Origin of the sequence: Phytohabitans maris, from assembly GCF_031085175.1 — a bacterium.
Classification (GTDB): domain Bacteria; phylum Actinomycetota; class Actinomycetes; order Mycobacteriales; family Micromonosporaceae; genus Phytohabitans; species Phytohabitans maris.
Map to the genome: position 1 here is coordinate 50,357 of NZ_JAVHUY010000013.1, position 14,381 is coordinate 64,737.

Annotated in this window: 9 protein-coding genes and 3 pseudogenes; 3 read left to right on the forward strand and 9 right to left on the reverse strand. The window is 65.1% G+C overall.

The genetic code is table 11. From position 1 onward, the window contains the following. Positions 1 to 8 precede the first annotated feature (8 nt). Together RB614_RS15585 and RB614_RS15590 are read left to right on the forward strand one after the other, a co-directional pair. A pseudogene (locus RB614_RS15585) lies at positions 9 to 233 on the forward strand (site-specific integrase); the annotation flags it as partial. A gap of 39 nt (positions 234 to 272) precedes the next feature. Further along, positions 273 to 950: a tyrosine-type recombinase/integrase gene (locus RB614_RS15590; protein ID WP_346434201.1), complete on the forward strand. Its 678-nt coding sequence runs from the start codon at positions 273 to 275 to the stop codon at positions 948 to 950. 84 nt (positions 951 to 1,034) lie between these two features. Here the strand turns inward: RB614_RS15590 and RB614_RS15595 are convergent. Further along, positions 1,035 to 1,415, reverse strand: a pseudogene (locus RB614_RS15595) (IS5 family transposase); the annotation flags it as partial. Positions 1,416 to 1,529: 114 nt separating this feature from the next. Between RB614_RS15595 and RB614_RS15600 the strand changes: the two are divergent. Continuing rightward, positions 1,530 to 2,723, forward strand: a pseudogene (locus RB614_RS15600) (IS3 family transposase). Between the two features lie 88 nt (positions 2,724 to 2,811). On the opposite strand, the gene RB614_RS15605 reads toward RB614_RS15600, so the two are convergent. The 8 genes from RB614_RS15605 to RB614_RS15640 form a co-directional block, all read right to left on the reverse strand. After that, on the reverse strand, positions 2,812 to 4,389 hold the full coding sequence (locus RB614_RS15605; protein ID WP_308713208.1) for a recombinase family protein: 1,578 nt from the start codon (positions 4,387 to 4,389) through the stop codon (positions 2,812 to 2,814). Positions 4,390 to 5,648: 1,259 nt separating this feature from the next. Next, positions 5,649 to 7,481: a carbamoyltransferase family protein gene (locus RB614_RS15610; RefSeq protein ID WP_308713209.1), complete on the reverse strand. Its 1,833-nt coding sequence runs from the start codon at positions 7,479 to 7,481 to the stop codon at positions 5,649 to 5,651. Between the two features lie 168 nt (positions 7,482 to 7,649). Continuing rightward, entirely contained in the window at positions 7,650 to 8,678 is a 1,029-nt protein-coding gene (locus tag RB614_RS15615) for an SGNH/GDSL hydrolase family protein (protein ID WP_308713210.1), read from the reverse strand. A 136-nt stretch (positions 8,679 to 8,814) separates the two neighbouring features. Next, positions 8,815 to 9,687, reverse strand: coding sequence for a glycosyltransferase domain-containing protein (locus tag RB614_RS15620; RefSeq protein WP_308713211.1), 873 nt, complete (start codon positions 9,685 to 9,687; stop codon positions 8,815 to 8,817). Next, positions 9,684 to 10,340, reverse strand: a complete 657-nt coding sequence (locus tag RB614_RS15625) for a class I SAM-dependent methyltransferase (RefSeq protein WP_308713212.1) — start codon at positions 10,338 to 10,340, stop codon at positions 9,684 to 9,686. The genes RB614_RS15620 and RB614_RS15625 overlap by 4 nt, the downstream gene beginning before the upstream one ends. A 25-nt stretch (positions 10,341 to 10,365) precedes the next feature. Next, positions 10,366 to 11,070 (reverse strand): 3-oxoacyl-ACP reductase FabG, encoded by a 705-nt coding sequence (fabG, locus tag RB614_RS15630; RefSeq protein ID WP_308713345.1) that lies wholly within the window; start codon positions 11,068 to 11,070, stop codon positions 10,366 to 10,368. Between the two features lie 26 nt (positions 11,071 to 11,096). Then, the gene (locus tag RB614_RS15635) at positions 11,097 to 12,341 is read right to left on the reverse strand and encodes a cytochrome P450 (RefSeq protein ID WP_308713346.1); all 1,245 of its coding nucleotides are present in this window, start codon (positions 12,339 to 12,341) and stop codon (positions 11,097 to 11,099) included. 54 nt (positions 12,342 to 12,395) lie between these two features. After that, on the reverse strand, positions 12,396 to 14,381 hold the full coding sequence (locus RB614_RS15640; protein WP_308713213.1) for a carbamoyltransferase family protein: 1,986 nt from the start codon (positions 14,379 to 14,381) through the stop codon (positions 12,396 to 12,398).

Genomic DNA, 14,381 nt, shown 5'->3' on the forward strand with positions numbered 1-14,381 from the left:
CCGACCGGCTCACCGACCGCCGCGCCAGCCAACACACCGTCGCCGCCTACCGGGACACGTTCCGCCTGCTACTGCACCACGCCCAAGCCGAACTCGGCCGACGGCCCGCCGCCCTGGACCTGGCCGACATCGACGCCGACTTCGTCGGCGGGTTCTTGGACCACCTGGAGACCAACCGCAGCAACAGCATCGCCACCCGCAACGCCCGACTGGCCGCGATCCACTCCCTGTTCAACTACGCCGCGCTGCGTTGCCCCGAGCACGCCCTGCTCATCCAGCGCGTCCTGGCCATTCCGTCCAAACGCCGCGACGTCACCGACGTATGCTTCCTGACCCGCACCGAGACCGACGCGCTGCTGGCCGCACCAGACCAGTCCACCCCGCTGGGCCGTCGCGACCACCTGCTGCTGCTTGTCGCCACGCAGACCGGGCTCCGGGTCTCCGAACTGACCTCGCTGACCTGCGCCGACGCCGAGCTCGGAACCGGAGCCCACCTACGCTGCACCGGCAAAGGCCGCAAACAGCGCGCCACCCCACTCACCCGGCCCACCGCCCGCCTGCTCCAACGCTGGATCACCGACCGCCACGCCACCCCGGCCGACCCACTGTTCCCCAGCCGCGCCGGCGGACATCTCAGCCGCGACGCTGTCGCCGACCTGCTGGACAAACACCTTTCCATCGCCGTCCGCAGCTGCCCGACCCTGGCGTCCAAGAACGTCACCCCACACACGCTCCGACACACCGCCGCGATGGCGCTGCTGCACGCCGGCGTCGACACCTCCACCATCGCGCTCTGGCTCGGCCACACCAGCACCAAGGCCACCGACGTCTACATGCACGCCGACCTAGCCACCAAAGAGAAAGCCCTGGCCCGCACCGCACCCCCAAACGTCGGCGCCCACCGCTACCGTCCCCGCGACGCCCTGCTCACCTTCCTGGAGAACCTGTAACTATCCCCGGCTACCAGGCCATCCGACCATCGCTGACCAGCCCAAATCCGCCCGGCCCGCCATAACATCCAGCCCCGGATAATTCCCGGCGTCATAGCCACGCGTTTGGCGGCCGACCGTGTCGGCACCCTTGACCGACTGGGAGTCGATAATCCCCGCCGACGGCTGCTCGCCGCGACCCTGCGCCGCACGCACCTGTTTGCGCAGCTGGTCCATGATCTGGTCGGTGACCCGCTGCTCCTCCCAGCGCACGAAATACCAGTACACGGTCTGCCACGGCGGAAAGTCCACCGGCAACTGCCGCCACGAGCAGCCCGTGCGCACCACATACAAGATCGCGTCCACAATGGCCCGACGCGGATGCTTCTCCGGCCGCCCACCCCGCCTCGGCGCCGGTAACAGCGGCTCGATCAACACCCACTGCGCGTCGGTCAGGTCCGATGGGTAGCGGCGGTTACGAGACACCGCCACACCATCACGCCAGCGACCGCAGCGATCACGCCGCCACGCCGGCCACCGACCAACTTCTCAAACACGTTCTAAGATCGTTTTCTCTTCTGGAGGTAAAGGGGAATGGTGATGGCGAGGCAGCGTAGGTCGTTCACGCCGGAGTACAAGGAACAGATTGCCCGGATGGTGGTCGAGGAGTCTCGGGCGATTCCGTCGACGGCGCGGGAGATCGGTGTGAACGAGCAGACGTTGCGTAACTGGGTGAATGCGTACCGGCAGGCGCACGCCGGTGAGGAGCCGCCGTTGACGATTTCCGAGCGGGCCCGGCTGCGGGAGTTGGAGAAGGAGAACCGGGAGCTCAAGCTTGAGCGTGAGTTCCTGGGAAAAGCCGCGGCGTTCTTCGCCAGCGAGTATCGGTAGAAGCTCGGTACGAGCTGATCGACGCGGAGAAACGCATCGTTGGGCCGGGCGGCCGGCCCAGGTACACCGTCGTGCAAATGTGTAAGTGGTTGGGGGTTTCCAGTTCTGGATACTACGAGTGGCGGCGTCGGCCGCAATCGGCGACTGCGGCACGCCGGGAGAAACTGAAACAGCTGATCGTGGAGGTTTTCGAGCTGTCGGACGAGACGTACGGCTACCGGCGGATCCACGCCGCGCTGCTGCGATCCGCTCACCCCTGCTCCCTGGAGCTGGTCCGTGCCCTGGTGGGCGAGCTGGGCCTGGTGCCGTGCCAGCCGCGGCCCTGGCGGCACAGCCTGACCGACCAGGACCCAGCGGCCGGGCCGATCCCGGATCTGCTGCACCGGGACTTCACCGCCTCCGCGCCCGGCGAGAGGATGGTCGGTGATATCACGTACATTCCGACCTGGGAGGCTGGGTATTCCTCGCCACCGTCATCGACTGCTACACGAAAGCGGTGATCGGCTGGGCGATGTCCGACAACTACAGAACTCCGCTGATCAGCGCCGCGATCTGCATGGCCGTCCGTAATCACGAGATCAAGGAAGGCGCGATATTCCACTCCGACCGCGGTAGCAACTACACGTCCGCCGAATTCGGAAAGGTCCTCCGCAGGCACGGGATCCGGCAATCCGTCGGGCGCACCGGAACCTGCTACGACAACGCGATGGCCGAGTCGTTCTTCGCGGCGCTCAAGAACGAGCGGGTGAACCGCACGCAGTACCGACCCGGAAACGCGCCATGGAAGATGTTGCACGATACATAGAAGTCCGATACAATTCCCAACGTCTCCACTCGGGTCTCGGCTACAAGACTCCCAACGAGGTCTACAACGAGTACCTGAACGGGCAGCTTGCGGCGTAATTTCGACCACTAAACGTTTGTCCGGAATTTTCGGGGCGGATCATTGATCTTGGTTCGCGGCCATCGGTTCGAGTCCCCGGCGGCCCACCTATTTTCCACTTGTGAACGCCTGTTGAGCTGCGGCTACTCGGCTTGGCGGAAGGCAGCGAACGTGTCGCCGATGGCTGCGGTGTTCGCTCGGAAGACGGGGGTGGGCCGTACGGGCGGAGACATTCAGTCGGAGTTGGTGGATCGCTGCTTCGCACAGGGATCTGCGTGCGGCGGTGGTGCCGCTGGCGATGACCTCGTCGATGCCGTTGCGCAGTGCCTCGAGATCGAGGTCGGCGAGATTCTGCGACTCGTCGTCGAGTCGCAGACGCAGCTCGTCGCGATGACGGGAAAGGTCCCGCAGTTCACGCCCGAGCTTCTCGAGACGGGATTCAAGGACGGTTTTGTCGATCTTGCCGGCTTCGTAGTCGGCGAAGTGCCGGTCGACCGCGATCTCCTTCTGGGCTATCGAGCTGCTGACGGCGCGAAGTTCGGCCTCAACCGCGTGCCTGGTCGCGCGGTATGCGTCCCGCCCCGAGGCGATCGCGTCGGTGATGAGGTCTGTTCGCGTCCGGTAGAAGTCGCACAGGGCTGCCAGGACGTGGTCGTCGAAAGAGTCGGCGTCGATCCGGGGCGCGTCGCACTGCGCGCTGCCGAACCGGTTACGTGTGTGGCAGGTGTAGTAGCGGTAGGCCCGGTTGCGTCCGGTGGCCGCGGTACCCAGGTAAGCCTGTCTGCACCGCGGGCAGATGATCTTTCCGGTGAGATGGTAGTCAGAGGCGAGGCTGGCGGCCTTGGCGCGGTTGGCGCCGCGTTCGGTGAGGAGCGTGCCGGCCCGCGCGAACGTCTTGGGGTCGATGATCGCCGGGTGGGCATCGTCGACCCGCACGTCGCGGAAGGCGACGGTTCCGATGTAGGCGGGGTTGCGCAGGGTGTCGGTGACGGTCTTGAAGCTCCAGCGCCGGCCGCTGCGACGGCGGTAGCCGCGCTGGGTGAGTTCGTTCGCGACGGCCCGGGTGCCCATCCCGCGCCCGGTGTACAGCTCGAAGATCACACTCATCACGGGGCTTTCCTCCGGAACCGGGCGCAGGTGCCCCGTGGCGGGATCGACCGCGTAGCCGTAGGGCGGGATACCGAGCGTCCATTGACCTTTGGACGCTTTCTTCTCCATGCCGCTGACCACCCGGTCGATGATCACGTCGCGTTCGAACTCGGCGAACACCCCCAGCATGTGCACGAGCATCCGCCCGACGGGCGCGGCAGTGTCGAACGGCTCGGTGGCCGAGCGGAACACCACCCCGCTGGCGTCGAGCTCGTCAAGCAGCATGACCAAGTCGCAGATGCGTCGGCTGAACCTGTCGACCCGGTACACCAGCAGGACGTCGAACTCGCCGGCGCGTGCCGCAGCCAGGGCCAAGCCGAGACCACGACGGTCGATCTTCGCGCCGGAGACGTCGTCGGAGTATCGCGCGACGATCGCCCAGCCGTCCTGCGACGCGACATACGAGTCGAGCTTCGACTCCTGCACCTTGACGGTGAACGGCTGGTTCTCCTCGTCCGTTGACCGGCGAGTGTAGATCGCGACCCGAACGTGGCCTCTACTCGCAGTGCGCTTGGCAAAACCTGATGTGGTTGGCATGGTCGATCACCCTTCGGGTGATCGGGGCCAACCCGGCCCACCGCCCCTGCGGCTTCGGCTCAGCGACGGCGGGCTGGTAGCTCCGTCGACTGCCACGAGTCACTCACCAGGCAGGAGCGTTCTCGCCTGCCCTGTGCGCTGCCTCCCCGAGCGCAGCGTGCGACGGTGGCTAGATATCGACGTCCCGGCCGCACACGCAGTGCCCGAGAGTCCCGAACGCGCGTTATACGACTTGTGGGAGTGGAGCAGAACTGGCGTCAACCGACGGCAGCGACACCCGGCAAGCCGGAAGCCGACGGGCGAACGTCAGCGGTTCGGCGCGCGCCGAGCCGTCGTGCGTTACGGCCGGCGTTGACCGAGCCGGAGGTGGTACCCATGACGCCGGAGCAGCACGAGCAAGCGGTCGCCGCGCTAGCGACGATGATTAGTGACTGGATGCGGGCCCGGCCTGCGGCCCGCCGTGCCGGTCTACGAGGCGGTTAGCGGCGCAAGCCGATCCGGCTCGGGTGGAAACTATTCGGACACGAATGAATGGTCAGCGGCTGGCCGCCCATTCCGGATACGGCGGTCCTACGCTGTGCAGCAGGTAGTGGCGCAGCCAATCAAGGACATCCTGCGGCAGGGTAGCCGGATCGGTGAGCAGGCGCCATCGGTCCGACCCCATGCCTGAAAGACCTGGAAAGATCGGAAAACGGCAGCGATCAACCCCAGCGGCGACACGCCGCAGGCGGTCCCATCACTGGCAACCGGGTGGTTCCATGCTCGTGGCAGGCGACACCCATGACGCCGCGCAGTCGCAGACCCGACTGACGTTAAACGATCCCGCTCGCATCGCGCGATGGTACGCCTGTCGGCAAGCGAGTTCGCCGAGGCAGGGGAGAGGGGCATCGACCGATGCTCGCCGCGCGCATTTGCGAGCGGACATGCAGCGCGGCCGGCAACGCTCCACGAGTTCCCATAGGCCGCGAGCACATCAGCGACGATCACGTGGGCGTCGGTGCAGCCGCGCTGCTGGGCTCAGGGTGTGGTGCGAGCAGCCTCTCCCAAGTCCCGACTGGGCGTTGAGCCTTGGCGCTCCGATGGGTCGGCGAGGTAGATCATGTACGTTGACGCGCGCGGATTCCAGCCACGCCGAAGCGGGTCGTGGACGATCCGGCTCACCAGGCCCACCGGTGTGACCAAGAGGTAGTACGCCAGGGCGAGTAGCGCGGTACGCATGAGGCGCCTTCCGGTGTGGTCGGGTGGCCGGCCAACGGCCGCTAGTCCATTGGGATCCGCGCGCGCCAGGCGTCGTCCTGCCACGGAGGTTGCGACGTCTTCTCCAGCAGATGGTTACCGAGCGCGAGCAGGTCAATCTTGGTACGCATGAAGCAGGTATACGCGTCGTCAGGGGTGCAGACGATGGGTTCGCCACGGACATTGAACGATGTGTTCACCAGGACCGAGCACCCGGTCGCAGCCTTGAATGCGGTCAACAGCCGGTGATACAAGGGGTTGTCCTCGGCGTGGACGGTTTGGACTCGGGCGGAGAAGTCCACATGGGTCACCGCGGGGATGGTGGAACGCGGGATCCGAAGCAGCTCAAGTCCGGTGGCGCGGTTCGTGGACTCTGTGTACAACCGCCGTGCTGCGGATACCTTCGCGACCAGGAGCATGTATCGGCTGTCCTGAGTCAGGTCGAAGTTGTCCTTGGCGTCCTCGGCGAGCACCGATGGTGCGAAAGGCCGGAACGACTCGCGGAACTTGATCTTAAGGTTCATCGTGGACTGCATGGTCGGATCTCGCGGGTCGCCGAGGATCGAGCGTGCGCCGAGCGCGCGCGGTCCGAACTCCATCCGCCCCTGGAACCATCCCACCACTTTGCCCGCGGCGAGCGCGGCGACAACTTCGTCGATCAGTGTCGCCTGGTCCAGTGTCTGGTACACAGCCCCCCGGCGGTCGAGGCTGGCCCGGATCTCCGCGTCGTCATAGGCCGGTCCCAGCAGCGCCCCGGACATCGCATCCCTGCCGGTGCCGACCTGTGCCCGGCGTGCGCCACGGGCCATGGCGACGGTGAGGGCCGCGCCCAAGGAGCCGCCGGCGTCACCGGCCGCAGGTTGGATCCAGGCTTCGTCGAGGTTACCCTCCTCGACCAACCTGCCGTTCGCCACGCAGTTAAGGGCGACCCCGCCGGCCAGGCACAGCCGGCGCTCACCGGTCAGCCGACGCGCGGTGCGCGCCAGCCGAAGCACCACCTGCTCTGTGACCTGTTGCACCGATGCGGCCAGGTCGAACTCGCGCTCGGTGAGTGGCGCTTCGGGGGTGCGGCGCGCTCCGCCGAAGAGCTGCTCGAAGCCGCGACCGGTCATCACCTGACCACGCAGGAACTCGAACCAGCGCAGGTTGAGCCGGAATGATCCGTCCGGCTTTATGTCGATCAGTCTCTCCCGGATGAGACTCGCATACCTTGGCGTGCCGTACGGCGCCAGCCCCATCAGCTTGTACTCGCCCGAGTCGACCTTGAACCCACAGAAGTAGGTGAACGCCGAGTACAGCAGGCCCAGCGAGTGCGGGAAACGCAGCTCGGCGAGCTGGCTGAGCCGATTGCCCACGCCGTGCCACACCGTCGTCGTGGCCCACTCGCCGACGCCGTCGATCGACAGCACTGCGGCGGACTCGTACGGGCTCGGAAAGAACGCCGAAGCGGCATGCGATTCGTGGTGCCGGCGGGTGACGATCTGCGGAGGATCGCCCAAACGCAGCCCGGCGAGGCGGCGGCGGATATCTCGGGACATGGCGAGCTTCCAGGACAGCCAGGGCGGCAGCGTATCGCGGAATACCCGGAAGGCCCGGGGTGCCGCACCCACGTAGGTGGCCAGCACTCGCCGGAACTTCAGCGCCGAGTCCTCGTAGAAGGCCACAGTGGAGACATCTGACAGCGTCGCTCCCGCCTCGCCGAGACAGTAGCGGATGGCGTGGGCCGGGAAAGCCGGGTCATGCCGGCGTCGGCTGAAGCGCTCCTCCTGGGCCGCGGCGATCGGGACGCCGTCAGCCAGCAGAGTCGCCGCGCTGTCGTGGTAGTAGGCGGACAGCCCGAGGACGAGATCAGACATTGCGGCCTCGCCGAGGAATCCGTTCAGAACATCGGGTAAATGGATTGGTCATCGTCCGGGCGACGCCTGCCGCGTTTGCGTTTGCGCCTAAACAGCCAGTCGAGGAGGTACCGTAGACGAGCCAAGGCATCGCCCTTCCTCTCTGTTGGGCCTGGGGTTTAGCACCCGTTAACGCAGATCGAGCTGGCGGGCGATCAGGGAGGCGACGGCGTCGTATCCCCGATCCGTCATATGGGCGCGGTCGACGAAGATCCAGTCGTCAGGCGCGACGGTCTCTGCGAGGAGGGGACTGAGCTCCACGAAGGGTACGCCTAGCTTTTCGCACCCGGCTCGCAACGCAGTCGCGTAGTTTCGGCCCACCTCCGGCGGGGTTATGTCGCCATACGCCTGACTGAAGCTGAACAACTCGTCCAGCTCGGCGAACAGGAGCTGTTCTGTCGGGGCTGGGCGATCCCGGACCCAGGTGGCAAGTGGTTGTAGTGCGAATGACAGGGTCGCGCCCAGCGAGTCGGCGAGCAGGCGCCAGCCGCCAAGGTGCCGGAGGGTCAGATGGGCTGCGATCTCGACCTGCTCGGCGGCGGGAGGCGGCGGCGGCAAATCGTTTCTCGTCGCGGGTCCGCTTCGCTCCCGGCGTAGGAGTTGCGACAGTGCGTACGGTCGAGGCGGCCGGTTTACTTCGTACATGATGTCATTGAACTCGGAGCAGTTGTAGAAGGCGCCATGCTCGCCGCGGATCTGCGCTGGCAGCCGCGCTAGGCTAAGATTGTTGAGACCGGAGAAGAGCACGATGTGCCGGATCTCGGGCAACAGATGCCGGTGCAACAGAAAGTTGATCAGCTCCTGGGCCGAATTGTGGGCGCGCCCGCCGAAGTTGACCCATGCATGTGCCGTGGCGTATGTGGACCACAGGTGGGAGGAGACTGTCCCGGCGTCCGTCGTGGCGCCGACACCGAACGTTGCGGAGCCGCCGACGAGCACATTCACGGGATCGCCCTGCCATGGGCCGGCGACCGAGGCCTGATCGGAGCCATTGCGGGAGACACGGAAGCCCAGCCGGTCGGTGTTGGCAACCGTGGAGCGGTGGTGTGCCGGATGGAAATACATCACGTACGGCAGCCAGCGCAATTTACCATTCTCATACAACTGCTCTGTGTAGTGGAGCATCTGCGGTGTAAGCGTGGCGATGTGCGATGTCATCCCAGGATACTCCTCGATGGTCAATAACAAACCGACCCGCAAAAATCGCTGGGCCGCATCAGCGATTCGGTGTCGTCGTCACATGGTTATCGACAACGACGATCGTACATGTGTTGCCCAAGCGCGTCAACACTCATCAGAAGTCGATCCGCTCCACATGGGAATGTGCGTCGCCGACTCCCGCGCGTTCGCCGAATTTGCCCAGCCAGGCGGGAAGCATGCCTTCGTCGAGCAGGTCCAGGGCCACTTCCTTGGTGATCGGGCTGGCGAAGTGGACCTGGGCGGCCGTGCTTGGAGAGTGCAGCCGCTGGAGCAGCCTCGCCCGCTCTTGCCCATAGCTGGGCGAGTCTCGGCCGCGATCGCGGAAGTCGGCCATTCTGAGCACCTTCTGAGGATTCCACACGTCGACATACTGTGGCCCGAGGTACTCGAAGAGGGTGGCGCAGTAGTCGACTCCGATCGTCTCGGCTTCAAGGAGGCGGACCAGCGTCCAGTAGTACTGATCACTGGGGCCGAACAGCTCGTCCGGCTCGTAATCGTGTTGGCGCAGTTGCGCCAAGAGCGGGAATTGGTCGCTCGGGGGGGTGGGATACTTCGCGCAGAGCGCGAGGAGCTCGGATGGGGGTCCGATGAAGCCACCGCTGTTGAGGTAGGGATACGGACGGGTAGGCGGACTCTGTTGTAGGAGGAAGCCTATCGCGCCGAGCGGCCAGCTGTTCAGTTCACCGCTGAACACCACGCTGTGCGGAAAAGCCGCGTACGCCTCGCGGATATACGGTTCTCCACGAAGGAAAAGGGTGTCGTATGCGTCGGTGAACAGCACCAGGTCATCACGGACGGCGGGCCGGGCGAGGTATTCCGTCAGGATCATCCGCTTGTCGCAAAGCCGAAACCCGGGTTTGCTCGGGTGCAGAATGACCAGGTCGAGCCCAACGGTCGCGCAGGACGGAATAAGCATCCGCCTCAGGAAGGGGTGGTCGAGATCGGTTGCAATCGTGATGACCTTCATTGTCGGGCTCCTTCATTTTGATTCTTCCGCGCCCAGCCCCACCAGCCATCATCCCGAAAATCCGTGTAGGACGGGTGCCGGCGGACCAGTAGCTCGTACACCTTTCCTATCTGTGGCGTTTCACGCTCCTCAGCGGGCATGGCGCGCACCATTTCGGTTTGACTGAGAACTTGGCTCCGGCCGAAGGTCCAGGCGAGATCGTCAAAGAGCACCCAGCCACCCGGTTTGAGCAACCGATCGACGAGGAAAAACGCGAAGCCGTCACGCAACCAACTGTGCGCGCCATCGATGAACGCGAAGTCGAACGCCCACTGACCGACCGGCGTCCGCTCGATCATGCGCTTGAGTTCCCAGGTGTAACAGATCGGCGTGTAGATCGGCCGCACCCAGCCCTGCAAATCGGTCACCTTGAGCATCGTCTCGATGTTCGGGTCCAGCTCCCGTGCGGCATCCCGATCTATCGTCGTGAGCGCGCCCGCGCCGTTGGCCTTCAGCGCGGCGCCGATATAGCACGAAGACACCCCGTGCGCGAAGCCGAGCTCCAGGACGGACGTGCACTTCGTCTCACGGACGAATTCATAGATCTCTCGCCCTCTTTCCGGGTTCATATAATGGACGCCTGCTACGAGGGACGTCACCTGATCAAAATCCATCAGTCCATCCTCAAGGTTGGTTAAATCAGTGGCCCATGCCCAAGCCCCCGTCAATGGGGACCACGGCGCCGGTGACATAGGCGGCGTCCGGTCCAGCGAGGAAGGCCACCACCCCCGCGACCTCATCAGCGTCCGCGATCCTGCCGAGCGGCACCGCCCCGAGTATCGCGGCCTTACGCTCCTCCGAAAGCCCGGCGGCCATATCGGTGTCGACCAGCCCCGGTGCGACCACGTTGGAGGTGATCCCCATCGGGCCGAGCTCACGCGCGAGCGACCTGGCGAGCCCTACTAGCCCCGCCTTCGACGCGGCGTAGTTGGCCTGACCCGCCCACCCATACAGTCCCACGATCGACGAAATGAAGATAATCTTTCCCCGACGCAATTTCATCATGCCCCGGACGGCGCGCTTCGCAACCCGATATGCGCCCGTCAGGTTCGTATCGACCACGTCCGTGAACGCCTCCTCCTTCAGGAGGGCGATTAGCTGATCCGACGTGATTCCGGCATTGGCAACCAGCACCTCGACCGGTCCCTGCTCACTTTCCACGGCCTTGAACGCGGCCTCCACCGAGGCCGTGTCCCGCACGTCGCACTGCGCCACGGACAGACCCTTGACTGGTTCACCCGACCGGGAGGTTACGGTGACGCTGTCGCCGCCGTCGGCAAGCCGCCGCGCTATCGCCAGCCCTATCCCCCGATTGCCTCCCGTAATCAATACAGAACGCCCCACGTTCCGATCCTCCTTTTCGACTCTCATCAGTAGGCGAGCAGACCATGTGGCGTGCGTGCGCGAGCGGTGATAGGCAGAGCCGCCCACCCGGATATCGTGTGCGAGTGCAGCCGCACCCCTGGACCGGCCGGGGCGAGATCGGTAAAACGGCTGAACAGCTCGGCAAAGAACAGTTTCAGGGTTTCCCGGACGATGTTGTGCCCTACGCAGTAGTGCGGTCCGATGCCGAAGGCCAGGTGCTTGTTCGGCGACCGCCGGACATCGAAGGTGGCCGGTTCCGAGAAAACATCCTCGTCCCGATTGGCGGAAGCAAGCCATACGACAACCGCGTCGCCGGCGTTGACGCACTGGCCCCCTAGTTCCACGTCCTGGACGGCGTACCGCATGAAGTGCGTGTTAGGGGTGGCCCATCGCAGGGCCTCCTCCACGCCACCGGCCAGCAGCGACGGGTCGGCAGCCCATCGATCGAGCGTCGTCGTTCCCATTAGCTCGGCCAGTGTGGTCGCGGGGACCTGAGACATCGTCACGCTTCCGCCGAGCAGCAGGCTGTAGCAGTTCGACACCACCTCGGCCTGGTTCAGCAGTCGACCATCCCATCTGGTGCCGATGAGCAGGCTGACAAGGTCGCTACCAGGGTGCGCGCGCCGGAGACGCACGACATCGTGAAAGTAGGTCAAGAGTTCGCGGTGGTTGTCCTCAAGCACGGATTGACCCGCACCCGGCCGCCCGAAAACCGGATCCTCGGGCGCAACAGAGGCGATGCTGAGGTCGGCTAGGCGGGGCCAGTCCTGGGCAGGAAGGTCCAGAAGGGTACCCATCACCGCCACGGCCAGGTGCCGCAAGCGTTCGGCCAGGTCGCACAAGGCGCCGTCGGCGAGTGGTGCGAGCGTGTCGCAGACGGGTTCGCGAAGACGCTCGCGCATTGCCGCCACGGGCTTAGCCGCGAGCACCCGCTGGATTGGCGTGCGCAGCACGGTGTGCCGTGGTGGATCGGTCGCCACCAATTGTCTGCCGGCCGCTGGGTCGTCTCGGCCGAGCAGATACAGCAGGGTTCCGCGCTCTGATGTGAAGGTCGTGGTGTCACGGAGCACCTCGCTGGCGCCACGGTACGAGGTCACGGACCAAAACGCGCGTCCGTCGGGCAGGACCTGCCGCAGCACGGGTGCGTCACGGCGCAGATCGGCCCAGATGGCGTGCGGTGTGCCTTGACCGTAAAGAGCGTGGTCAACGAGCGTGGCGGCGACGGGGCACCGCGCGCGGAGTGCGTCCATGTCGCCCAACGATGTCTCCCTGAGGTCTCGGTGTGTTGAGGGGGCTGTCCCGCATCACGCAGGCCGAAGCGTGATGAAGCGCAGCTGCCAAAGGGTGTACAGCTCGTGCCTGGTGGCCTGGCTGATGCCGCCGGAGCCAGCGAAAGAGCTCAGCGGCCGCACCCCGTCAGCGGGTTCCAGAAGGTCGAAAAGGTCGGTGGATATCTCCATGGTCGAACCTTTCGCGTGGTCCAGGGATATCTCGCAGCGGACCTCGCGGCGGTCCGCCGCAGTGTGCCTCACTCGCTTGACGAGTCGGGTAACGGGCCGAAATCGGGGTACCAGATTGTCGAGTGCAAACAAGTCGCCCGCGTTCCTGCGGACCACAAAATCATCGATTACGAGGAAGTCGAGCCCGGTGGTGAGGAAGCAGGTGACGGCATCCTGTGTCGTCTGCACGATGGGCTCGACGTTGTTGTTGAACGATGTGTTGAGCAATACCGGCGTGCCGGTTAGCTCGCCGAACCTCCGGACAAGATCGTAGAATCGCTTATTCGAGGCCGGGTCCACTATCTGAATTCGGGCACTGCCGTCAACGTGCGTGACGGCTCCCAGCTCGGGCCGCCGATCCTCGCACACCTTCACCACAAACGACATGAAGTCGTAGTTGGCCCGGGTATCCGGCATGTCGAAATAATCACCGGCCGCCTCGGGCGTCACGACCGGAGCGAACGGTCGATAAGCTTCGCGCTTCTTGATCATCGCGTTGATGCGGTGCTTGTTGTCGCCGGGCCGGGCATCGGCGAGAATGCTGCGGTTGCCGAGTGCACGCGGTCCGTACTCGGACCGGCCCTGCGCCCAGCCGAGAACCGCGCCGCCGGCCAGCAGTTGCGCGGCGGCTTCCACGACGTCGGGTGGCTGCTCGAATTCGATGAGGTCGCCCCACGAGGCGAGTTCCTTCCCGACCTCGGCCGTGCTGCCGAGGGCGGGCCCCACGCTCGCGCTACGCATGCGGGGCTGACCGAAGATTGGTACCCCCAGATGAAGGGCCGCGGTCAAGGCGGCGCCCTCGGCGGCGCCGGCGTCATGCGAGACGGGGTGGACGAACACTTCCCGGAATTTCCCGGACTCGATAATCCGGCCGTTCAGGGTGCTGTTGTGCGCAACGCCGCCCACGAAGCATAGGTCCTTCAGACCTGTCTTGTCGGACCAGTGGCACAGGACGTGCATGGCTATGTTCTCCAGGGCCTCCTGAAGGGCTGCGGCGAAATCCTTGTGCGCCTGAGTGAACTCCTCACCCGTGCGGCGGGGCGGGCGGATATCGGGAGCGAACCCCCGAAGCGTGAACTCGCCGTCGTCCCTCAGCTCGTACAGGGAGCCGAACGCCTCGCGGTAGGCCTCGGCGTTTCCGTAGGGCGCGAGGCCCATGACCTTGTACTCATCGCCGATTCCGTACCCCAGCAAGCGGGTGTTGGCCAGGTAGAGGCCACCGAGCGACTTCCCGAGACCATAGGTGGCGAGGCTCTCCAAATTCCCGTTCGTTCCGTGGAAGATGGTTATCGAGTGTTTCTCGCCGCGCCCATCCATGACTACTATCAGCGCGTCCCGCATCCCCGAGCGGATGTATGAGGACATGCCATGGGCGACGTGGTGCTGGGTGAACAGTAGCCTTTCATCTGGCACCTCCACCCCGAGCGCCTCCCGCAGATGGCCCGTCACCAGCTCGCGTGAACTGCGGACGGGAAGTTGCGGCTGGCTCGAGTAGATCACGTTGAGCGATTGATCAAGCAGGTCCTCCGTGAAGAAGTGCCCGACGGCCGCGATTTGGGACGGTGACACGCCGGCGGTGTCAAGGCAGGCGCGGACCGCATTGATGGGGAACTTCGTCGTCTTTTTTATCCGGTTGAATCGCTCTTCCTCCACAGCGGCCAAGAGTTCGCCGTCCCTGATCAGGCAGGCGGCCGCGTCATGGAAGGCATCCTGGAAGAGTCCCCCGCCCACATCCGGCGCCAAGTCCTCGTCTTCGCTCGAGAAGTGTCCGCTCAGGCCAAGCACGAGCAT